Origin of the sequence: Polynucleobacter rarus (assembly GCF_003072505.1) — a bacterium.
Lineage (GTDB): Bacteria > Pseudomonadota > Gammaproteobacteria > Burkholderiales > Burkholderiaceae > Polynucleobacter > Polynucleobacter rarus.
This window is the reverse complement of the sequence record NZ_NTGB01000001.1, coordinates 149,753-172,462: the sequence shown is the minus strand read 5'-3', so window position 1 is coordinate 172,462 and position 22,710 is coordinate 149,753. Positions and strand designations below refer to the sequence as shown.

Genomic DNA, 22,710 nt, shown 5'->3' with positions numbered 1-22,710 from the left:
TCTTGAAATAAATTTATTTCAGGAGGAAGCTTTTGGAAATAAAGACCGCCCAATCTGGATATAACTAAGACTAACTCTAAACAAGTTGTAAAGAAAAACAGTTTTAGCTTTTTTAATCGAACTTGACCTAAAAGCCTCATCTCTAATAATTGCCAAATTAAACATAAGGCCATTGATGTCAAGGCAAAGAAGACTCTTTGTTGAAACTCACCTCGCTGTCTTATATATTCAAATACCAATCCAAAAATTACGATGGCAAGGAAAGATAACCATTTAAATTTTTCACTTTCAGGCCTTCTTAGGAATCGAAAAAATAACGCCATGTAAAGACTACTAGCAAAAAGGAAAGCATTTGCTAAAGTCAGAAGAAAGAAATGTGTAGATGAGGCAATGGTAAAAAAACTAAAGGCAATTGCTGTGAAGTTCAATGCTAGAAACCAATAACTTTCAGGCTGGAAAACTGTACCTTTCTTCAATAAGGGTCGTGAAATAACCACTAACCCCCACAAAATTAATGTGGTGACCGTAAAAAGGATTTCATTTAGATAAGCCATTAATTGGAGAATATGATTTTAAGGTTAAACTAACATAACTTAAACCTTAGTCCTCGAGATAGATTGTTCGTCTTAGCCTGATTAGCAATCTTCATATTGTCGAGAAATAGCCAAAAATTGATCTTCTTCAAGAATAAAAGCATCCACGACTAATGGGTCGAAATGTTGTCCTTGTTTAGACACAATCTCCTTGATAGCCTCCTGATGACTCCACCTTTTCTTATAAACACGCTTGCTCACCAAAGCATCATAGACATCAGCTAATGCCATAATGCGTGCCGATAAAGGTATATCTTGCCCACTTAAATTGCGTGGATAACCGGTTCCATCCCACTTTTCATGATGTCCGCCAGCAATTTTGAATGCAGTTCTAATTACATTTTCGTCCCCTTGGAATTCTGGTCCTGCTGAAGACAGGATTGTTTCACCAATGGAGGAATGTGTCTTCATAGTTTGCCACTCTTCATCATTCAAACTACCATTTTTCAGAAGTATATGATCTGGTATTCCCACCTTACCATTATCATGAAGTGGAGCCGCCTTAAAGAGAAATTCAATCTCTTCATCACTTAGTTCATTTTTGTAATGTCCCATTTTTCTTAATCTTAAGGCAAGAATTTTGACATAATTTTGAGTACGGAGAATATGGTTACCCGTCTCATTATCTCTAGCTAAAGCCAGAGCGTTAAGGCTATCTAGCATCTGATTTTCTATAGCTTTTGCCTTGTTCTTTTCATAAAAGTAAATAAACCAATTATGGCGTCCATGATGAGGATAAATAGGCCTGAATATACAACCAATAAAATCCAACGCCACTTCATATCAAGGCTAGAGAACATCACCCAGTTATGATTAGTATTCATTTCTTCAATGAGGTTCATAACGGGACGTACGATTGCAACTCCAACCTGAAATAATAATAAATACCGTAAATTTTTTACTATCAAAGAATCAACATGTGTTTCTATCGATAGAATTTCAAAAACAGCCCAAACCGCTAGAATAAAAATAGTTCCAGATAGCACCCATTTTTGACTGGTTTGAGTGCCATAACTGATAAAAATTTCATAGCAAAAAAATAGCACAAACACCATAGCAGAAAGACCTGCAATCACCCTCAATGGCAATACTACAAAATGCATGTTGATATTTCTAATTGACCTTGGGGGCGTGTGAATTGATTTCATCGTGTCAAAAGCATTAGTCTAGATTAGCCAAAGGTGCAGCTATCCTAAGCCATTCAGCTTCACATTGGGGGTATTCTTTATTACATAATTCAAACCAATTTTTCAGCGAAATAGTTTTTACCAAATGATCTATGAGCACGAAATCTTCTTTGGGCAGTTCAACCTTCACAAGATTATATTTTTTTCTTTTACAAGTATCCTTACCCACTACACAATTTTGTTGCTCAAGGTAAAGGTTTTCGGAAAACTGCCACATCTTATTAAGATGTGTATCAAAAGCCTTCTGAAGGGTATCTTGCTGTTCTTGATTTAATAAGTCCCATTTAGATAAGGCAATGACATATCCGTTAACTCCAGAACCAATCCCGATTGGTACGTAATATTGGACATAATCCAACCAACCAGCTGAAGCTGCTGAGCCTAGACTAGTAGTTGCGCAATCAATAAGATTACTCTTTAAAGCGGACAGAGTTTCTTCAAAAGGAATGATGGCGGGTATTACGCCCAAAGGCTTCATAAAATTAACCGTTGGTTCACTTTGAACTCTTACTTTCAAACCTTTCAAATCAGATAATCGATGAATTGGTTTACTACAATAAAGCTCTTGAGGTCCAAAAGTCCACAGCCCCAAAAGTTTCACTTTATATTTTTCTTGGAGGTTTTTATCTACTATTGGGGCATAAGCATTCGCTAAGGCATGAAGTTTTTCAAAATTGATATTTAAGCCCGTTATATCAAGTCCATTTAAAGTTATTTCGTGTTGAACATTCTGCACTAAACGTAGTGATACCAAATCAAATACACCATCTGTCATCATCGGAAGTTGATACGTATCCTTCACCCCAATCTGATCTAATGTTTTAAAATCGACGTCAATCGGTAATCCAGTGTTACTTTTTAGTGTTAAGAAAAAGGGTTGCTCAAGTTCCGTGGCAATCAAACCAGTGGAACGTGGTTGACCTACTACCTTCAGTTTGATAGGTGAAAACATCTGCCAAGCGAAAACAGAACAAAACAAAAGCAGAATAGCCGCAAGGATTCTTTTCATTATTTAGATATTTTTTAATGGCAATCGACTTGATAACCATGGTCTCATAGTACTATTTTTATTTAATTCAATCTAGTATAAATCACTAAAATATCAAGTTTTATTAGCATTAAGTATTAATAGCATTTCTTGATAAAACCACCATCTAATATCGGTTTTTGGTTAAAGTACAGTTGGGTCGTTGCTATTTCGCTAACGTAAGAGCGCTAGTAGTTAAATCACACACATGAACATCCGACTGGTGTGAAGGGTCACCCTCGTGTCTGTTGATTGCGTCTCTTGGGATTGAGTTTAAAAGGGCGAGTTTGGAGGCGTTGACTGATCCATCTGCTCTCTATGTAATCCAAAATCTCTAATATTTGCAAAGAATCTAAAAACTTAAACCAGAGATTTCTAACCAATGATTTCTATTCCATTTCTCAATCTACTACCTTGACGCCTTTCCAAAATGCGACATATCCGGCAACGTTGTTTGCGGCTGTTTTAGGTTCTGGATAGTACCAAGCTGCATCTTTATTAAATTGCCCATTGACTTCTATATCGAAATAATTAGCTGTACCCTTCCAAGAGCAAACTGTGTTTTTTTCTGATTTCTTAAAAAACTGCATATTTAAGCTTGCGGGTGGAAAATAATGATTTCCCTCGACTACAATCGTCGCAGTTGAATTAGCTAAAACTTCATTATTCCAGATAGCTTTCATATAATCTCCTAATAAAGATTTAGCATAAAGCAAATCCTACTTTTATGCAGTATCCATTCTGAAGCCTTTAAAGAAACATTCATAAGAACCTAATGCAAATACCCGTCACCCCAGAAGAAAACAAAAAACTTCCACCTAACTTTATACCTGAAATAGAAACGGGCTTGTTGGCTAAGAATGCCTCCATTTCGCCAAAGTTTTTATATGATCCTTTAGGCTCACATTTATTTACGGCAATTACACTACTTCCTGAATACTACCCAACTAATACCGAAAAAAATATTTTTACTGAGTACCAAGATCAAATTATTAATGCCATCGGAACGGGCGTTACACTGATTGATTTAGGAGCTGGAAATTGTCAAAAAGCGGAATCTTTTTTTAACTCTCTCCAACCTTCACACTACCTTGCCATTGATTTTTCAGTTGAATACCTAGAAGATGCGTTAGAAAAGCTAAAAGGGAAATATCCGAGCATTCAGATGCAATGTATTGGCATGGATTTTTCAAAAGAACTCATCATTCCAAACTCAATTGCTAAAGATAAGAGAACTTTTTTTTATCCCGGATCTAGTATTGGAAACTTTTTGAGTGGCGAAGCCCTCGAACTTCTTCGTCAAATCAAGAGTCAGGCAAATGATGGTGGCTTATTAATAGGCGTTGATTTAATGAAGGAAGATTCTGTTCTGATAGCGGCTTACGATGATCCTCTCAAAGTTACGGCTGCTTTTAATCTCAATATTCTTAGATCGATTAATTCGCAATTAGGGTCTGACTTTAGAGTTGAGCAATTTCGCCACAAAGTGAAGATTAATCATTTTGAAAATAGAGTTGAACTCTATTTAGAAGCCCTAGAGGATTTGACAGTTAATTGGCCCGGTAAATCTAGAGCATTCCAAAAGGGCGAGCTCATCCATACAGAAAATTCCCACAAGTACACCATTGAATCGATTCAGCTATTATTGAACCAAGCAGGTTTTAAATCGACCCACATCTGGACAGATCCTAAAGACTATTTCGCCGTGATTTATGCTCAATAACCCCCCCTATCAAACACCTGTTGCAGATGAACTTTTAGAACAATTTCACCTCAGCAGGAAATACTCGACAGATCTTATCCAGAATCTGAGCCCGGAGGATTGTCAAGCCCAGTCCATGGAAGACGCTAGCCCTGCGAAATGGCATTTGGCTCACGTTACTTGGTTTTATGAAGTCATGGTTCTCAGACCATTTGAAGAAAGTTTCACTTATTGGAATCCCCGGTTTGCTGTTTTGTTTAATAGCTATTACAACGGCGTCGGAGATAAGCATCCGCGTAGTAAACGAGGTCTGTTAACCAGACCTTCTTTAACTGAGGTGCTTGCATGGCGTAAAAATATCGAAGAGCGGGTTACAAAACTCTTAAAAGAGAATTCTTCGGCTGAACTCCTGTGGTTAATACAACTTGGCATCAACCATGAACAGCAGCACCAAGAGTTACTATTAACCGATATTCATCATCTTTTTTCTAGTAACTCCCTTTTTCCAGCCTACAGGACTCAAAGTAACAAAGTATCCTGCGTTGAGAAGCTCTTTTTATGGCTAGAAGGTATGAGTGGTTTAGTAGAAATCGGCCACGATAGCGAAGGGTTTCATTTTGATAATGAGGGGCCCAAGCATTCTGCTCTGAATCAGAAATACTCCATCGGTAATCGACTCGTAAGTAATTTAGAGTGGTTTCAATTTGTTGAAGATGGTGGATATCAAAATTTTAAATGGTGGCTAGACGCTGGGTGGGCATGGCTTCAATCAGAAAAAATAACCACTCCACTCTATTGGAATAAAGAAGAACAAGGTCAACCTTTGTGTTTTTCACTGCATGGCAATACACCGATGGATCCACATGCGCCAGTGTCAAATATCAGCTATTTTGAAGCAGATGCTTTTACCCGCTGGGCTAGTCAAAACCTGACTGGCTATGCTGGTGCTCGCCTACCCACTGAATTTGAATGGGAAGCTTTTGCTAATTTGAGCTCGAGTTCAGTTGATGATCTATTTGGCAAAGTATGGCAATGGACAAGTAGTAATTACACCCCTTATCCAGCATATCAGCCTTGGGGCGGTATTGCGGGTGAATATAACGGTAAGTTTATGGTTAATCAAATGGTTCTCAGAGGAAGTTCTGCCTACACTCCAGAAGGCCATTCGAGAGTTACTTATCGTAATTTCTTCCCAACCCATGCACGTTGGCAAATGACAGGCTTAAGGCTGGCTAAAGATGGTGTTTGATTTTAAATATGCAAAACCAACTTTTCAATGAATCTCCAGCCGATACAAATATTAATCTAATTCCCAAAGACGGGGTGGTTCATTATTTCCAAAGCGTTTTTGATGCCGCTACTTGTGATCAGATCTATCAAACACTTTTAGTCTCGCTAGACTGGCAACCAGATCAATTATGGATGTTTGGTAAAAAGATCATTACCCAAAGGAAAGTTGCATGGATAGGAGATAGTGGCTGCTCCTATACTTACTCAGGAGTCAAAAAAGAGCCTCAAACATGGACTACTGAACTCTTACAAATTAAAGTACAAGCAGAAAGGCTTGCGCAATGTACATACAATTCTTGCTTACTTAACTTGTATCACAATGGCAATGAAGCAATGGGTTGGCATAGCGATGATGAAATTGAGCTCGATGAAAAGGCCCCGATTGTTTCTTTTAGTTTTGGTGCTAGTCGTAAGTTTGCCCTACGTCACAAAGTCGACGATTTAAAAGCCTCGCTATTCTTAGATCACGGGAGCGCGTTAATCATGTATCCTCCAACGCAAACCTATTGGAAGCATGCTTTGTTGAAAACGAAGCTACCCGTTACGCCTCGCATCAATTTAACTTTTCGTGCAATCAAACTCTAGGACAAATGACCCGTCTTCACGAAGATGGTACAGCCTTCTTTACTAAAGGGTTGGTGAAGACTCATATGAGGGCTTCTAATCCAAGATCCTTCGGGATACCGGCCGTGCTCATCTTCAAACACACCTTCCACTACAAAGATTTCTTCACCGCCAAAATGCCTATGGGGATTGAAGTACGTTTGTGGTGCCCACTTGACTAAAGTGGAGCCACTTCCCTGCTTCATTAACGGTAGAACCTTTAGACCTGCCACCATGCCTTGAAACCAAGGCGCTGTATTCGTATCAATCACTTCTCTATTTACTTGATCTAGGCCAAGATGGCGCAACTTCACAAAGAGCGTGCAGCCAGTTTCACTGAATGGCGCGTGAGAAGATCCAGGCGGATTCATCAAATAAGTGCCGGCAGGATAATTACCCGTCTCGTCACTCAATATCCCGTCTAAAACAAATATTTCCTCACCAAACTCATGGGAATGTTCTTGAAACTTAGATCCCGGTTGATAGCGAACAATAGTAGTTGCTTTTGCCACCTCATCACCAAGGCGCTCAAGCATGCGTCTTTCTACACCGGATACAGGACTAGTAACCCAAGGTAAATCATGATGATTCATCACGACTCTCTGACTAAAATCAGCGTTAATATTCATTTTTGATAATTGTGTTTTTTAATATTTCTGGGATACCAGCTCTTACAGAATAAGGGCTAATAAAATTTAGACTATTCAGAAATTGTCTATATCCAGTTTGATTTGAAAGAGCCTGAGATCTGTCTGGGTAGGGCAGTGCCCATTCTTTAATCAAGCGCCTGGTTAACTCACGACCTCGATTTGGTAGAACGCTCGATACCAAATCAGCCTCTACCAAGAGCATCGCTAAACAATCTGTATGAGAAGGCTGGGAGCTTAGTAATCGATTTAATAAGGCTGAATATTGGCCATGATCTGTGGCTAATACCCAAGGACTTAATGTGTTTAGAACTTCATCTATAAGAACAGAATCCATACCTATCTTATTTAGTGACTCTTTTAACAAAGCCAAACTATTTTTTTCTAACTCAAACGAAAAAGCATTGATTAAACCTGGATGACCTAGGTCGTGCATGGCAGCCCCAAGTAATAAGAGCCACTTCTCCTGATTTGAAACATGCCAAATATCATTAGTGGAAGAATCTTTCTCGTGACAAAGTAAATAAGAAAGTGTTAAACAAACATCCATCATATGGCGCTTGGAATGATAGGCTGGCTCTGGTTGCATCTGTGCAAAATGATCAATTGCAGAACCCACTTGCATAATCATTGGAACGTAGGGGTTTGGTTGGATTTGCCATTCCTGCCAGAGTTCTGAGCTCACTAAAGCATCTAGAAAAAAGCGCATAGAAAGATCATTTTTTTCTAGTACTGAAAAAAACTCTTCAATAACTTGAGTGTCTAAAGATGTGATTATCGAGCTAAAAAAATCATTCAAATTTTCTTGGAGATTGTATTGTTTTAGCTGATCCATGAAATCAATTTTAGTCTGAAGAATAAATTCAATCAATAAAGTCTTCTGGACAACAAAAATTTATCCGATATTTTTAGTTAATTGTCTAAATAATCCCACATCCAATATGCTAAGGCGAAATCCCTTTAAGGACATTGCTAAAATGGATAGAATGATTATTATTTTTTTAATTAAGCGAAATAATTAGAAAATACAACTTTCAGTCTAAAAAAGGGGGCAAACATGGCTAAATGGTGTCGTTTTCAAAATAAAAAGACTCAAGAAATGAGTTTCGGCAAACTCAGTCTTGATGAAAAATTCGTGGAAACCATCTCAAGTCATCCTTTTTCAAGCTACAGCCTGACTGGAAATTCAATTTCTGTAGAGGAAATTGAATTATTTTATCCCTGTCAACCTTCCAAGATGATTGGCTTATGGAATAACTATCACGCCTTGGCCCAGCAACAAAACAACGCCATTCCCTCTGAGCCCCTTTATTTTATTAAATCGAATAATTCTTTTTTGAATCCAGAGGGCATAATCAAATTTCCAAAAACAAGTACCGGTCCGGTTGGTCGCGTCATTTATGAAGGCGAACTCGGTATCGTAGTGGGTAAAACTGCGAAAGAAATTTCGGTTGAGGATGCAAAAGATTATATTTTTGGTTACACCTGCGTTAATGATGTCACTGCGCTTGAAATTTTAACTAAGGATGAATCCTTTAAACAATGGACTAGAGCCAAAAGTTACGACACCTTTGGACCTTTCGGTCCATGGATAGAAACCGATGTTTCTTACGAGGATCTAACAGTCAAGACCCTTATCAATGGACGAGAACGTCAAAGCTATCCCTGTTCTGATATGATTTTTAATCCTTATCAAATTTTGAGTTATTTATCGTTTGATATGACTCTAAATCCTGGTGATGTGATTGCTTGCGGTACTTCTCTAGGTACATTGCCTATTAAAGGAGGTCAGATTGTTGAGGTTCAAATAGAAGGTATTGGCAAATTAACCAATACAGTGCAAGATATCTGATTGATTTTGTCGATTAAGTAATAAATGACTGTACTGTGTAGCTTGTTTTAATTTTTTATGTGGTGATAAAAATGAAAATTTGTGTTGTCGGAGCTGGAGCAATCGGTGGCTTACTTGCAGTCAAACTCGCACAATCAGGAAATGATGTGACCGTGATTGCACGGGGGCCGAACTTAAAAGCGATTCAAGAGAATGGGTTTAAATTTATCGAGCATGACGGTACAGAAACGGTTACTCCACTGCGTGCGCTCAGCTCGATTAGTGAGGCAGGACCACAAGACTTAGTCATTTTAGGGATGAAGGCGCACCAAGTAGCTGCCATTGTTCACGAATTGCCGGCCTTATATCATGAAGAAACAATGGTACTCACCGCTCAAAATGGTATTCCATGGTGGTATTTCTTTAAACATGGTGGTGAGTACGAAGGTCGAGTCTTAGAAAGTGTTGATCCTGGTGGTGTCATCGCTGCTAATTTACCGATTGAGAGGGTCGTGGGTACGATTGTTTACCCTGCAGCTGAAATTATCGCGCCAGGAGTTTTAAAGCATATTGAGGGCAACCGTTTTTCTGTTGCTGAGATAGATAACTCTGTCACCCCCAGAATTGAATTACTTTCTAAAACCTTCAAAGAAGCAGGCTTCAAAGCGCCAGTTATCTCCGATATCCGCTCTGAACTTTGGACCAAGCTATGGGGTAATTTAAGTCTTAATCCGATTAGTGCCCTCACCCATGCAACTCTCGTTGATATCTGTGAATTCCCATTGTCACGTGATTTAGTTGCAAAAATGATGAAAGAAGCCCAGGATGTGGGAGAGAAGTTAGGGATTGCATTTCGGGTTTCATTAGAAAAAAGGATTGCCGGAGCTCAAGCAGTTGGTGCTCATAAAACTTCCATGTTGCAAGATATTGAGGCTGGACGTGCCATTGAAAAAGATGCTTTGATTGGTTCTATCGTAGAGCTTGGTCGTATTGTGAACTTACCGACTCCACACATCGATGCTGTCTTTGCTTGTATTAGTTTGCTTTCAAAAACTTTAGCCGATCAGAACGGCCAATTAAAAATCACCACTTAATAAAGAAGAGGACTACGAAAATGAAACGCTGTTCTACCCTGCCAGAATTACTTTCCTTAGGCAATGATGCCGATGCAGCCATTGGTGCGCCAGATCAATTAGATGTTACTTTTAAAAGCTTACGCACTTTTATTACGCAAACAGTCGCCAAATTAAATAGCTTTGGTATCGGTAGAAATGATCGTGTTGCAATTGTGTTAGACAACGGACCGGAAATGGCTCTCGCCTTCATGGCTGTTGCAAGTGGCGCAACGTCTGCACCACTCAACATTTCCTATCGAGCTGATGAATTTCAATTTTATTTAGATGATCTCAATGCAAAAGCCATCATCGTCAAAGTAGGTTCTGAGTCTGCTGCTATTTCAGTTGCTGAAAAATTGGGGGTAGCAATCATTGATCTCCACCCTACTTCTGAATGTGGTGCAGGAACCTTCACACTCAGCTTACGGGGTTCTAAAAAGGCAAAGCTTAAACAAGGTGGATGGGCCAAGCCAGATGATGTTGCCCTCATTTTGCATACTTCAGGAACAACTTCCAGACCAAAAATTGTGCCCCTTTCGCAAACGAACGTCTGCGCCTCTGCAGGTAACATTGCACAAACTTTAGCTTTTACCTCAAAAGACCGTGGCCTCAATATCATGCCTTTATTCCATATTCATGGTTTGATTGCAGGAATTTTGGCACCTCTTTCAGCTGGCGCGTATGTTTCCTGCACGCCTGGTTTTAATGCACTGAAGTTTTTCTCCTGGATGGATCAAATCAAACCGACTTGGTATACCGCTGTGCCAACCATGCATCAAACTATTTTGACTAGAGCCAACAATAATCAAGCGATTATTCAAAATAACCCACTTCGTTTTATCAGATCTTCTAGCTCTTCTATGCCAATGAAAGTGATTGAAGAGCTTGAAGCCTGTTTTAATGCTCCCCTGATTGAGTCTTACGGCATGACCGAGGCTTCCCATCAGATGGCGAGTAATTTACTCCCGCCAGCAAAGCGCAAACCTGGCACAGTGGGAGTTGCTTCAGGACCGAAAATGGCCATTATGGATGAAGATGGCAAGATTCTAGGTGTTGGTGAGACTGGCGAAATTGTAATTCAAGGAGCCAACGTCACCAAGGGATATGAAAATAACCCAAAAGCGAACGCCGAAAATTTCACAAATGGTTGGTTCAGAACTGGCGACCAAGGCACGATTGACGCTGACGGTTATGTGACGATTACAGGTCGTTTGAAGGAAATTATTAACCGTGGTGGAGAGAAAATTTCACCTAGGGAAGTCGATGAAATCCTAATGGAGCATCCAGCAGTATTACAAGTCGTAACATTTGCAATTCCTCATGAAAAACTCGGTGAAGAAGTTGGTGCTGTAGTGGTTCTTCGTGAAGGTAAATCTGCCGAAGAAAAAGACATTCGTACTTTTGCGGCGCAAAAGCTGGCTGATTTCAAGGTCCCGAAAAAGATTATCTTTATGGATGAGTTGCCTAAAGGGGCAACTGGTAAATTACAACGTATCGGTCTTGCAGCAAAATTAGGGCTTTAATTAGATCAGTGCCCCGATTAAGTTCGGGGTACTAGCAAACCCATAAATTACACTCTACCCAAATCGACATTCGAGCGATAACGTTTCAAAAACGGCCAATCATCATTGCAGTGCTTAGAGGATAATTGGCTTTCATCACAATACAAAAAGGTTCTACTATGCCATTCGCTTTGATCCGAAATGTTCAAATTTATTATCAAATCATTGGTGATCAAGGGCCTTGGTTTACCCTCTCAACAGGTGGTAGAAGAAGTCACGCAGAATTTATACCTCTCGCCAAAAAAATAGCTGAAGGTGGCTTTCGGGTTTTACTACATGACCGTCGAAATACCGGTGCATCCGAAGTGTCCATTACTGGACAAGATGGTGAAGAAATAATTTGGGCAGATGACTTAGCAGAGCTGTTACGACAATTAGGTATCGAGAAGGCATTTATTGGCGGCGCCTCTTCTGGTGCAAGATTATCAATCCTAGTCAACCAACGCCATCCCGAAATTGCCAAAGCGCTCGTTTTACTGCGCTTGACTGGTGGAGAAACTGCAGCGAGCAGATTACCGAAAAAATATTACCAACAATTTATTGATGCTGCCAAATCAGGTGGGATGCAAGCAGTTTGTGAAACTTCTGATTATCAAGAACGAATAGCCGCGCGACCTGAAAATCTGGAAGTTTTAATGAAAATGGATCCAGTTGAATTTATTCGTGTTTTAGAAAATTGGCTCAGTATTTTTGTAAGTGGTCCCAAATATCCAGTGATGGGAGTGGAGGAATCGACCCTGCGAGCCATTAAGGTGCCAGTCCTGATTATTCCGGGTAATGATCGAACTCATGCTCGCGAAAATGCAATTGCTGCGGCGCAAATCATTCCCGCAGTAGAATTATTTCAGTTACCGATTGAAGATCAAGATGCAGATATTATTTCTTTTACACAGTGGGCTCCACTAGAGGATGCCATTGCTACTAAGATTATTTCTTTTTTAAAGGACATTCCAGAATGAAGATTCGTCGCGTAGTTACAGGTCATGATGCTAGTGGTAAGGCCATTGTTGAGCAGGATGAAATCTGCTCCAATATTATTTCAAGGCGTGATCATCACTCCAGTATCGTCGTTTGGTCTACTGGTCAATTTCCAGTTGATAATTTGGACTCTAGTAACGGCATCTCTAGAGATGTATCTGTTCTGTCTAAAGAAGATACTGTTTTTAGAATTGTGCAATACGATCCAGGTGTCGCTCCTCGGAATCATCGAACAGAAACGATTGATTACGCGATTGTGATGTCTGGTTCGATAGATATGGATTTAGACGGCACCATTGTGCACCTCAATCAAGGGGATGTAATCGTACAAAAAGGCACTATTCATAACTGGATTAATAATGGTGATGTGCCCTGTGTGATTGCATTCATTTTAATTGCTGCAAAGCCTATCAGCCTTACAGAAGCAACTTTACATGCTGATGGATAGATCCCTAAAAGTATATTTATTTTCTGTATTGATGGCAGTAAGTAGCTTTAGTTTTAGCCAGTCTTATCCTTCAAAATCCGTGAAAATCATTGTGCCATCTGCTCCAGGTGGCGGCTCAGACATTATCGCTAGACAACTAGCACAGTCTTTTACCAAAGCCTTTGGGCAAAGTTTCTTTGTAGAAAATAAACCTGGCGCTGGCAATATGATTGGCATTGAGGCAGTCATGCATGCCCCGCCTGATGGCTATACCTTATTGATGGTACCCACTCCATTGATTCTGAATCCCATATTAATGAAAAATATTGGATACGATCCAGTTAAAGATTTTTCGCCCATCTCTCTGGCAGCGACTGCTCCTAATATTTTTGTGGTGAATCCCAATATTCAGGCAAAAAATTTAAGAGAGTGGATTAATTTAGCAAAAAAAGATCCGAATAAACTGAATTACTCTAGTGCAGGAGTAGGGACCTCACCTCACATGTCGATGGAGTTATTTAATTATCTAGCTGGTATTCAGACAACTCACGTGCCGTACAAAGGGACAACGCCCGCCATTACTGACTTACTCAGTGGCCAGGTAGATGCGATGTTTATTAATCCGCTCACTGCAATGCCGTACATTCAATCAGGCAAACTTCGCGCGCTCGCGGTTTCTGGTAGTAAACGATTAGAGCTTTTACCGAATACTCCGACTGTAATGGAATCTGGTATTAGCAACTATGTCGCATTGCAATGGTATGGCCTACTCGCCCCCGCTGGAACACCAGATAATATTATTCAAATGATTCAAAAAGAAATGGTAAAAGCGCTTCAAAATAAAGAGATAAAGGAGCGTCTATTGGCAGAAGGGGCAGAGCCAATGGGAAGTTCATCAGAAGAGTTCAAAACTTTGATAAAAAATGATTATCAAAAGTGGTCTGAAGTTGCTAGGAGAGCAAAAATCGAAGCGCAGTGAAGTCAACTCCCCTCCCTAAAGGAAGAGGCTTGAAAGGCAAAAGCCTAAAGAGCCCGGTTGACCAGCCTAAGTAACAGAACACCGTTACTGCTTTGGCAGTATGTCATGAACTCAATTTGACTTTAAGTTCATGAGTTGAAGCAAATTGATACTATTCCCCATTGCTTGGTATCCAACTCGATTCGGATGTAATTTATCGCCGGGTCCACCAATAGTACTATCGGGAACAAATTCAGCTTTCATTTGACCGGTTGAGGGATCTATGATTACTTCATCAAAATCTATATAACCAGAAAAAATCGGGGAGGTTTTAATGAATTGATTAAACACCTTTCGCTTTTCATCCTGCTCGGGAAATCCATGAGCGGCGCTCGTGCTGCCTAACGCAGTTGTGAGTGTTGCTCCAACCACCTTAATACCAGCAGCTTTTAAACGACGTACACCATCCGTTAATCCATCGAGTACTACCTGGGTAGTGGCATTACCATTCTTACTGAAATCATTAATTCCTTCTAGCCAAATTAATGTCGAAATCCCAGAAAGACTCAAGACATCTCTCTCAAGTCGCATACTCGAGGAAGGACCCCCTGGAAATGGCTTAGTTGGAGAGTACTCTGCTGGTCCAGCTACCTGATTTCCGCCAATACCTGCATTTAGTACAACTACTTTATTGCCATATGCTTTATGTAGTCGACGGGATAAAACATCCGGCCAGCGGTCATCGCCATTCATCGTTGAAGCTGTTCCATCTGTAATTGAATCTCCAAAAGCCATAATCACTTTGGTATTAATTGGTGCAGACATATCTACAGCATCTAAGAAAAACCAAGAGGCTACAGAATAAGGGAAGACTGATTCCACCTCTTCGCTTGCTTTTGCGCCAGCGTTAGGCGCCGTAACATAGGATGTGGTGAGAGCCTTTGCATGCCATGTCATCGGTCCACTAGCGTTTGGGATATGAAAACTTACTGCGAGATTACGACCTTCTAAATTGGTATTCCCCATTTTTTTTACAAATGGCAGATTCACTGAATCACTCCAGGCATCTTGCCCCGGAGCAATCGTGATGGTTTTTTTGCCTGCAAAGGTCGCAAGTGTATTGCTTCCTTTAACGATCTCTGCACTACCCAACTGTAATCCCACATACACATTATCAAAAGTGACTGGTTGTGTTCCAAGCGCATTGGATAAGCGAATACGAGTGCGATTTCCCCAAATATCGGGACGCACAATGAGGCGGAAGGATTGATTAACAGCACCATTTTCTGCTGAAGGAAAAACTTGGCTTAAGTTAGGTTGGGCCGATGGATTACCGACTGGGTAAGGGCCTTGAACCGAACCAACCCATGAGGTTACCCACTTGTCCTTTTGAGCGAAGGATAACTGACTAAAAGTGGCGAGAAATAGTAATCCTAAAAATATAAATTTGCGCATCAGTTGTCTCTTATTATTATGTGCCAAAGTCCTAAAAAGAACCAAAGTCCTTACTCGAACAATTGTTAATAAAAAAATGAAAGTTAAAAAATATTGCATGTATTAAAGGATCTACAATTAATTTTAATAAATGCTATATTAATTTAATCTAAGATTCACGGTTTGTCAGATATTTTTATTATTATGTAACCATACCATGTAACGATTTGATTAAAAATAACGATGCCTTATTTAAGTAAAATAGCTCTCCTGACCGTTTTAATTCATCCTCTACTTGGGTGGGCGTTGGATTTACAACCGAATGATATCGTGGCACCATTGCCTGATAGAACCATTGCTATGGTTTCATTCTTCAATACTGAAAATACCAATTTCTACAAAAATGGCTCGGTATCTACAATTGGCCCCTATGCGAATCCAGTAATTGATAACGTCAATTACATCGCTAGATTATCTCGAAGTTATACCTTTGGAGACTTACCAGGACTTTCCTTTATACAGGCACCTTATGCAACAACCACTCCATCAGGTTCACTCGCAACTAATCCCTCAAGCAGTGGCATTGGTGATACGACCTTAGCAACGGCAATATGGCCCTACGCCAATCATGACACTAGAACATACTTTGCTGTAGCGGCCTATTTAATCCTGCCAACTGGCTCTTACAATAGCTCACAAGCCTTCAACGTAGGTAACAATCGCTACTCTTCTGACTTACAAGTAGGCTTTCAAAAACGTATCACTCAGAACCTTGAAGGCATTATTGCTATCGACTCTCAGTGGTTTGGTGGAAATAGTCAATGCGCTGCAGCTTGTGGTTCAACTACAAATACGTCGTTAACTCAAAAGCCAGTAATCACTACCCAACTAGGTCCCATCTACAAAATTAATCAAACCTTCACGCTAGGCGCTTCCTATTTTTATGTTACTGGCGGGGCTACTGAAATTAATAATGTCTATCAAAATAATGTGATGAATACGCAACGCTTCTTACTTAGTGCTCTTGCCTATACTGATATTGGCAGATTCTCACTTCAATACGGGCGCGATATCGATGTGCAGAATGGTTTTATGCAGAATCGATTACTGGCTATTCGGTATTTAAAGGCATTCTAAATTACTGGAAAGTTAATTAGGTAGGATTAGTCTCAACTTTTCTGCCAGCACTTTGTTTATTCTCCTAAAATAAATCCCCGCCTTCATGTGAGGATTTACTGAATTCGCTACCAATAACTTCAATCCAGATTCAAAAAATTCATTTTACAGAATAAATTCTTGTTAAAGAACTCTAGTCATTTTTAGCTGGAATAATAGGTAAAAGAATATAGGGAGTGAAGTCCTTTGAGAAGTGGATGTGATTTAGCGTATTAAAAATATGTGGTGGGCGATCCTTTGGATTAGTATGCGTAAAAGGCCCCACACCTTTCATTGGAAATGGCGCATTGGGAATTGGTGCAGCGGTTCCATCGAATTCATAGTCTTTACCACGAATGCTAAGGGCTAACTGGTAGCCTTTCGGAACCACTATAGAGGTTGGCCAGATTTCGACATCTAACTCTTCCGCTTGATTTGGAATCAGCGGTTGTTTTTCGTCATGAGTATGCCAAGGACGGTAAGGAGTCGATTTTTGTGGATCAATTTTACGATGGGATGCACGTAACCAACCCAGTCCAACTGGCGTCCTTGGGTCATTGGAACCGATAAAGACGACCTCTTTGCCTTCAGGATCATAAACGCCAACAACTAAAAATAAATCAGCATCAATTGTGTCTGAGGAAATTCTTAATTTTGCTGCTAATGGACCGGTAATTTCTAAATCTTCAGTCATCGGCGCCGTCATGAAACGAATTCCATCTGACATTGTTTGATAGCTTAAGATTTTCTCAGCGGCGTTTCTTTCAGGGCTTAGACTTTGATTTTCGGGATTTAAATAAAATTTTGTCCATTGAGTTCGAGCGATAGGCCATTCGTTCTCAGGACGTAAGACGAACTTCTCTCCTGGCCAGCGAATATTGAGGGAGACAGGCGCTTGTTTATCCCAACCGGAATCTTCCCCTTTTAGAAAGTAGGAAAAAAATTTCTTTTGCAATGGCTCGCCATACTCACTATAAAAATGGGTAAAGTGTGTATCGCCATGAACTTCTAACCATTTTTGTTTTGAGGCTGAACGTAAATAGCCTTCGTAGTTTCCTCTTGGGTGAAGACCTTGTCCACCCCAATTGGCGGTGGATAGTAAGGGAACGTCTATTTGAGAAAAATCAGCCATCCGTGCATAATAGTAATCATCAATCAATTCTCGATTCAACACTTCAGAATCGATTTCTAATCGATTTCTAAGAAGCTCTTCATCACTTAAATTTAATGGGCCAGCAATTGGATCATTTGTCACAATACTTTTAGATCCGCGGTCGCCAACACCATGTTGCACACCTAACACTTGACGCTTATACCAAGTATCTAAAAAGTCACACAGAATACCACCATGCCTTGCTAATTCTCTGTAGTAATCGGAGGACCCTTCCCACAGGCAGATAGCAGATAAATACTTTGGCTTTGTTGCAGCAACATTCCATTGATTCATGGCATAGTAAGAGATACCGTTTAAGCCCACTTTCCCATTACTCCAAGCTTGCTCACCAGCCCATTCAATACATTCATGAAAGTCCTGTGTTTCTTGTGCTGACCAACAGTCCATCAAGCCTGGAGATCTGCCTGCACCTCTCGAGTCAATACGGATAATGACATAGCCATCTTGCACCCAACTTTCGGGATCGACGAGTTCCCAATTTTGGTATTTATTACTCGTTTTCGTTAGTAAAGATGGAACCGCCCTAGTTAGTCTCGCCCAATGGCTTTTATAGCCTTCTTGAAAATGTAAGCCTTTCGCATAGGGCCCGTAGGACATAATAATTGGAAACTGGCCCTCTCCGATGGGTCGAAATACGTCAGCTCTGAGAGTTAAACCATCCGACATGAGAATGGGCATGTCCCATTCAATTTGCATTCCATCACGCGTTTCCTGTTTCATTTGCATCATGTTTTATCCTAAAAAATTAATTTAATGCATTACCCATTTGATCTACTAGCGTTTTCCATTTAATTCGGTCTTGTTTTAAAAACTCAGGAAATTCAGAAGGTTTAACTTTTGCCACATCAAATCCCTGACGATCTATTACTTGTGAAATAAAATCCTCTGTTTGTGAAATCTCCCAGATCTTCTCACTCAATAATTTCACAATCTCTGGTGGTGTTTTTGCTGGCGCGACCACACCAAACCAGCCTCTTGATTCAAAGCCAGGAAGGCCTGCCTCACTGATGGTTGGAACTTCCGGTAGTGATTTATGTCTTTCTGGTCCCACCATCGCTAAAGCCTTTAATTTATTCGCCCGAATATAAGGCAGAGGTCCGGAAATGGCTGACATCATTACCTGTGTGTTGCCAGAAATTAGATCTGGAAAGGCGGTAGAGGCGCCAATGTAGGGAATATGCACCATTTCAATATTAAGGAGTCGATCCATTGCTTCGGTAGAGACATGACTTTGACTGCCCATTCCATAGGTAGCATAGGACAGGGAGTTGGGCGACTTACGCGCTAAGTCAGCTAACTCTTTGACATTTTTTACCGGTAAATTAGCGTTTACAAAGAGCACTTGCGTTAATTGCGCAACCATACTAACTGCGACAAAGTCTTTTGCTGGATCATAGGGAATATTTTTTTGTGTGGCTGGAGCTAAAGACATCCCCGCGTCACTTGCAAACAGCAGTGTATAACCATCAGGATTAGATCTTGCAACATATTGTGCAGCGATCGCAGTGTTTGCCCCTGGCTTATTCTCCACAATGATTTGATACCCATATCGCTTATTTAACATCTCTACAAGTGGGCGAGCTAAGTTGTCAGCAGGTCCACCCGGAGTAAATGGGACAATTAACTTAATAATATGTTGGGGAAAGGTGCCGGAATTTTTATCCTGGGCAAAACAAAAGTTAATTCCCAAAAAAGAAATAGATAAACTTACAACCATTTTTTTCCACATGGTGTGTCTCCTTATTATTTATTTATCTTACATGAATTCAAAAATAGATAGGTCAAAATTCAAAAAGGAAAGAGTACGAATTTAGAATAATAAAAATTTACTATCTAGAGATTAGTAATTACCCCTAATTCAAATAAAAATCCTCGGAATTACTGATACTCTAAAAATAAAAAAGGGGATAAAAATGAACTTACCATGCTTAGGTGCAAGAGTTTTTAAGAACTTCTATATTTGTATTTCAAGTATGTTGCTTATGACTACGCCATTTGCACAATCCTCTTTTCAAAACTATCCAAACAAGCCAGTAAAAATTGTTATTCCCTTTGCAGTCGGTGGTCCGGTTGATACGATTGCAAGAATTCTTTCACAACGCTTGAGCACTGTGACTGGTCAAACAGTGTTAGTTGATAATCGTGGCGGCGGAGGTGGTGTTATTGGACCGAGTATTGTTACCAAGGCCAATCCAGATGGTTACACGATTTTGCTATCTACGGGTTCGATGACATCAAACCCAGCCTTCAATGCTGATATTCCATTTGACACAATCAAAGACTTCACGCCAGTAACAATGCTAGCTAGAAATTATGGGCAGCTTTTTGTGGTCAATCCAAATATGCCAGTTAATTCAGTTTCAGAATTTATTCAATATGCTAAGACGAGTACTAAAGGTTTAAATTATGGGGCAGCCGGTATTGGCAATATTACCTATATCGCCCCAGAAATGATGAAAACAATGACTGGCATCAAAATGAAAGATATTGAATATAAAGGAACAGCACCAGCCATTACTGATTTGATGGGGGGTCATATCGACCTTTGTTTTGTGGGCACACAAAATTTACTTTCTTTAGTGCAGAGTGGTAAATTAAAAGCGCTAGCAATTACTGGTCCAACTAGATGGAATGAATTACCTGATGTGCCAACAATGCATGAAGCAGGTGTCACAGGATATGAGTTAATTGGTTGGTTTGGTGTTTGGTTACCAGCCAAGGCTCCTCCTGAATTAGTAAATCGTTTATACCAAGAGATAGTAAAAGCATTAGATGACCCGCAGGTAAAAAAACAATTTGAAGAGGCAGGTTTAGTGAGTGTTTTATCTTCTCCAGATAATTTTAAAAAGTTTACTGAAAAAGATTTACTGGCAATGAAAGAATTGGCTAAAAAAATTGGCGCCAATCCAGGTTAAGTAATACATTCATTGCACAAGGAAAGATTTAAGAAATTTAATCAACCTGATTGATTCGTCATTGCGCACCGAAAACCAATATTGTGGTGACCCGCTTTGGGATTACGGGATAAATATCTGCCTCGCTGGGTAGTAGTAATTTCTTGGGCATTTGAATCATGTCCACCACCTCTCGTTGCACGGACCGGTCCCGCACTTTGGTTTTCTCTACCTTCGTCCTGTTTGTAAGGATAAAGACGATAAGCGCTGGATACCCACTCCCATTGATTACCGGCCATATCTAAAATTCCATAGGGACTTGCTCCTTCTGGGAAAGCATCAACTGGCGCTGATGAATTAAAGGGTGCGCCAAACAGCGCTAATTTGGCATTTGGTGGTGAGTTACCCCATGGATATTTCCGACCATCTAGACCACGCGCTGCTTTTTCCCACTCAGCCTCAGTCGGCAATCTCTTATTTAACCATGCGCAGTAATCACGCGCTCCGACCCAACTCACTTCATTCACGGCGTGTGATGCATAACCCTGATCAGCTCGCCATGTTGAGTTTTGGAGATGGATTCTAGCGTCATGATCGTCATCATCATAAAAGCTCTCACCTTGCTGATTTTGCAGACCACGAGAGTTAAGAAAAAGCGCAAAATCAGCATTACTGACCGGAAGAATATCTAGATAAAATGCTTTAACAAAAGTAGTATGTTCAGGTTTTTCATCATCGGGTCCCACATTAGAGCCCATCGTGAAAGCCCCCTCTGAAATGAACGCCATCGTTTTGGCTAGGCTTGGTTCTTTAGCATTTACTTTGGCTTGAACCAGTAATACTAGAGCAAGCAAATAAAATATACCAGGGCATACCCGCTTAGCAAAATATGCTGATGTAACTTTAGTATGCATTTTTCTCCAATATTTTATAAAGCTTGCTAAATTGTAACAACGACATTCTTACAGTGAATATCCTCAGAGACATGAGCAAAATTTGATGATAACTCTGAAGTTTTATATTATCAAATATCCTAAATCGATGTGTGTGAAGATATAGATTATCAAAAGTTATTAAACGGATAATTTCTACGCCAACTTTGGATTAAATTGAATTGACTAAACCTTAGTTTGGATTCGAAGATAATTAGTGAAATTCATACCATGTTTGGGGGAGCTGAACTTAGTTAGGATTGATCCAACGAACTTTTTTCTTAATAACCTAAATAGTCGTTGGTATTTGATTAATCAGTTAAATTGATCAAAGAGTTTCCATACTCTTTATGTAAGAATTTGGAATTAAGTTTAATCATCCACTTAATTCCAAATTTGCATTTTAAAAAAATGAGGCTATACGGGTTTCATAATGATCGGAATAATGTCTAAAAATGGTTTTGGTATCAGGGCACTTTCCCCTCGATAGAGGTCTTCCAGTATGAAAATGAGCGATATCAGCATGGAGATACCTAGTGTCACCCCACCTACATAAAAGATCATTCTCGACAATGGATTAATGAACCATCCAAAGAATATCAATACAGATAAGAAGCAAGAAAGTGATCCCCATAGATATGTTTGTAAATATAGCCTAGTAGTCGCTATCCGGGCATCTCTAATATCAACCACTTGTGTTAGGGTAATGTCTATATCTCCCTTTATGGTATCTTGTTCGCTTGAACGTGGAGTTAAGTTACTAATTGCTTTTGTCAACTCTTTCAGTTTGACGGCAGTAGTGTCACTTCCCTTATCATTTTGCAATTCAGGCCATTCATCATCAACGATAGACTGAACGTACTTTACCAAAGCAACCTTTGCTTGATTGGCATCGTCCGATTCATAACGAGTCAACAAACTTGCAATTTTTAAATTAAGTGTTGCCTCTCTAGAAACAAGATCCTCCACGTTCTTATGATCGCCTTGCAATTGCACCAAGCTAAATCCAATCATCACTAAAGCTAGTGTAATAAACATTTTGTAAGACTCATCAGCACCAGCTGCAATTGAATCTCTAGGATTTAAATCCAGTTTATATCTGATCGTTGCGGGGATAATCACCGAAATCAGTAAAAAAGAAAATACAAATATAAATCCAATTTGGTAATTAGATAAGGTGTGTAACCAGTGAGCCATAGTG

The 22,710-nt window shown here is 39.9% G+C and carries 22 protein-coding genes; 11 read left to right on the top strand and 11 right to left on the bottom strand.

Annotated features, from left to right (window positions below):
* Nucleotides 1–635: 635 nt before the first annotated feature.
* The 4 genes from AOC35_RS00710 to AOC35_RS00695 form a co-directional block, all read right to left on the bottom strand.
* Complete coding sequence (locus AOC35_RS00710) at nt 636–1,256, bottom strand: HD-GYP domain-containing protein (protein ID WP_108645301.1); 621 nt, start codon at nt 1,254–1,256, stop codon at nt 636–638.
* An 8-nt stretch (nt 1,257–1,264) separates the two neighbouring features.
* The gene (locus AOC35_RS00705; protein ID WP_159077411.1) at nt 1,265–1,741 is read right to left on the bottom strand and encodes a hypothetical protein; all 477 of its coding nucleotides are present in this window, start codon (nt 1,739–1,741) and stop codon (nt 1,265–1,267) included.
* 13 nt (nt 1,742–1,754) lie between these two features.
* Nucleotides 1,755–2,789: a TRAP transporter substrate-binding protein DctP gene (gene dctP / locus AOC35_RS00700; protein WP_108645299.1), complete on the bottom strand. Its 1,035-nt coding sequence runs from the start codon at nt 2,787–2,789 to the stop codon at nt 1,755–1,757.
* 419 nt (nt 2,790–3,208) lie between these two features.
* Nucleotides 3,209–3,490, bottom strand: a complete 282-nt coding sequence (locus AOC35_RS00695) for a DUF427 domain-containing protein (RefSeq protein ID WP_108645298.1) — start codon at nt 3,488–3,490, stop codon at nt 3,209–3,211.
* Between the two features lie 92 nt (nt 3,491–3,582).
* Between AOC35_RS00695 and egtD the strand changes: the two genes are divergently transcribed.
* The 3 genes from egtD to AOC35_RS00680 are packed head-to-tail and all read left to right on the top strand — an operon-like array spanning nt 3,583 to nt 6,384.
* Nucleotides 3,583–4,530: an L-histidine N(alpha)-methyltransferase gene (egtD, locus tag AOC35_RS00690; protein ID WP_108645297.1), complete on the top strand. Its 948-nt coding sequence runs from the start codon at nt 3,583–3,585 to the stop codon at nt 4,528–4,530.
* The gene (gene egtB, locus AOC35_RS00685; protein ID WP_108645296.1) at nt 4,520–5,758 is read left to right on the top strand and encodes an ergothioneine biosynthesis protein EgtB; all 1,239 of its coding nucleotides are present in this window, start codon (nt 4,520–4,522) and stop codon (nt 5,756–5,758) included. The genes egtD and egtB overlap by 11 nt, the downstream gene beginning before the upstream one ends.
* An 8-nt stretch (nt 5,759–5,766) precedes the next feature.
* Nucleotides 5,767–6,384 (top strand): alpha-ketoglutarate-dependent dioxygenase AlkB family protein, encoded by a 618-nt coding sequence (locus AOC35_RS00680; RefSeq protein ID WP_108648649.1) that lies wholly within the window; start codon nt 5,767–5,769, stop codon nt 6,382–6,384.
* Here the strand turns inward: AOC35_RS00680 and AOC35_RS00675 are convergent.
* Together AOC35_RS00675 and AOC35_RS00670 are read right to left on the bottom strand one after the other, a co-directional pair.
* Nucleotides 6,381–7,031 (bottom strand): cupin domain-containing protein, encoded by a 651-nt coding sequence (locus tag AOC35_RS00675; protein WP_108645295.1) that lies wholly within the window; start codon nt 7,029–7,031, stop codon nt 6,381–6,383. The two genes, AOC35_RS00680 and AOC35_RS00675, sit on opposite strands and share 4 nt — an antisense overlap.
* Nucleotides 7,021–7,884 (bottom strand): HD domain-containing protein, encoded by an 864-nt coding sequence (locus AOC35_RS00670; protein ID WP_159077410.1) that lies wholly within the window; start codon nt 7,882–7,884, stop codon nt 7,021–7,023. The genes AOC35_RS00675 and AOC35_RS00670 overlap by 11 nt, the downstream gene beginning before the upstream one ends.
* Nucleotides 7,885–8,106: 222 nt before the next feature.
* Between AOC35_RS00670 and AOC35_RS00665 the strand changes: the two genes are divergently transcribed.
* The 6 genes from AOC35_RS00665 (at nt 8,107) to AOC35_RS00640 (ending at nt 13,941) form a co-directional block, all read left to right on the top strand.
* Nucleotides 8,107–8,901 (top strand): fumarylacetoacetate hydrolase family protein, encoded by a 795-nt coding sequence (locus tag AOC35_RS00665; RefSeq protein WP_108645293.1) that lies wholly within the window; start codon nt 8,107–8,109, stop codon nt 8,899–8,901.
* Nucleotides 8,902–8,972: 71 nt separating this feature from the next.
* On the top strand, nt 8,973–9,974 hold the full coding sequence (locus AOC35_RS00660) for a 2-dehydropantoate 2-reductase (RefSeq protein WP_108645292.1): 1,002 nt from the start codon (nt 8,973–8,975) through the stop codon (nt 9,972–9,974).
* A gap of 20 nt (nt 9,975–9,994) precedes the next feature.
* Complete coding sequence (locus AOC35_RS00655; RefSeq protein ID WP_108645291.1) at nt 9,995–11,518, top strand: acyl--CoA ligase; 1,524 nt, start codon at nt 9,995–9,997, stop codon at nt 11,516–11,518.
* A gap of 158 nt (nt 11,519–11,676) precedes the next feature.
* Entirely contained in the window at nt 11,677–12,516 is an 840-nt protein-coding gene (locus tag AOC35_RS00650) for an alpha/beta hydrolase (RefSeq protein ID WP_108645290.1), read from the top strand.
* The gene (locus AOC35_RS00645; RefSeq protein ID WP_108645289.1) at nt 12,513–12,983 is read left to right on the top strand and encodes a cupin domain-containing protein; all 471 of its coding nucleotides are present in this window, start codon (nt 12,513–12,515) and stop codon (nt 12,981–12,983) included. The genes AOC35_RS00650 and AOC35_RS00645 overlap by 4 nt, the downstream gene beginning before the upstream one ends.
* The gene (locus tag AOC35_RS00640; protein ID WP_108645288.1) at nt 12,970–13,941 is read left to right on the top strand and encodes a Bug family tripartite tricarboxylate transporter substrate binding protein; all 972 of its coding nucleotides are present in this window, start codon (nt 12,970–12,972) and stop codon (nt 13,939–13,941) included. The genes AOC35_RS00645 and AOC35_RS00640 overlap by 14 nt, the downstream gene beginning before the upstream one ends.
* 111 nt (nt 13,942–14,052) lie before the next feature.
* Here AOC35_RS00640 and AOC35_RS00635 read toward each other — a convergent pair whose 3' ends face one another.
* Nucleotides 14,053–15,375 (bottom strand): GDSL-type esterase/lipase family protein, encoded by a 1,323-nt coding sequence (locus AOC35_RS00635; RefSeq protein ID WP_108645287.1) that lies wholly within the window; start codon nt 15,373–15,375, stop codon nt 14,053–14,055.
* 222 nt (nt 15,376–15,597) lie between these two features.
* Here AOC35_RS00635 and AOC35_RS00630 point away from each other — a divergent pair, with 222 nt between their 5' ends.
* Nucleotides 15,598–16,491 carry a transporter gene (locus AOC35_RS00630; RefSeq protein ID WP_108645286.1) on the top strand — a complete coding sequence of 298 codons (894 nt, stop codon included), beginning with the start codon at nt 15,598–15,600 and terminating at the stop codon, nt 16,489–16,491.
* Nucleotides 16,492–16,663: 172 nt separating this feature from the next.
* Here the strand turns inward: AOC35_RS00630 and AOC35_RS00625 are convergent, their stop codons facing one another.
* Both AOC35_RS00625 and AOC35_RS00620 read right to left on the bottom strand, forming a co-directional pair.
* The gene (locus AOC35_RS00625; RefSeq protein ID WP_245898386.1) at nt 16,664–18,409 is read right to left on the bottom strand and encodes a CocE/NonD family hydrolase; all 1,746 of its coding nucleotides are present in this window, start codon (nt 18,407–18,409) and stop codon (nt 16,664–16,666) included.
* Between the two features lie 19 nt (nt 18,410–18,428).
* The gene (locus AOC35_RS00620) at nt 18,429–19,412 is read right to left on the bottom strand and encodes a Bug family tripartite tricarboxylate transporter substrate binding protein (protein WP_108645284.1); all 984 of its coding nucleotides are present in this window, start codon (nt 19,410–19,412) and stop codon (nt 18,429–18,431) included.
* A gap of 184 nt (nt 19,413–19,596) precedes the next feature.
* Between AOC35_RS00620 and AOC35_RS00615 the strand changes: the two genes are divergently transcribed.
* Entirely contained in the window at nt 19,597–20,598 is a 1,002-nt protein-coding gene (locus tag AOC35_RS00615; protein WP_108645283.1) for a Bug family tripartite tricarboxylate transporter substrate binding protein, read from the top strand.
* Between the two features lie 41 nt (nt 20,599–20,639).
* Here AOC35_RS00615 and AOC35_RS00610 read toward each other — a convergent pair whose 3' ends face one another.
* Both AOC35_RS00610 and AOC35_RS00605 read right to left on the bottom strand, forming a co-directional pair.
* Entirely contained in the window at nt 20,640–21,491 is an 852-nt protein-coding gene (locus tag AOC35_RS00610) for a formylglycine-generating enzyme family protein (RefSeq protein ID WP_108645282.1), read from the bottom strand.
* Nucleotides 21,492–21,926: 435 nt separating this feature from the next.
* Nucleotides 21,927–22,706, bottom strand: a complete 780-nt coding sequence (locus tag AOC35_RS00605) for a bestrophin-like domain (protein WP_108645281.1) — start codon at nt 22,704–22,706, stop codon at nt 21,927–21,929.
* Nucleotides 22,707–22,710: the final 4 nt, after the last annotated feature.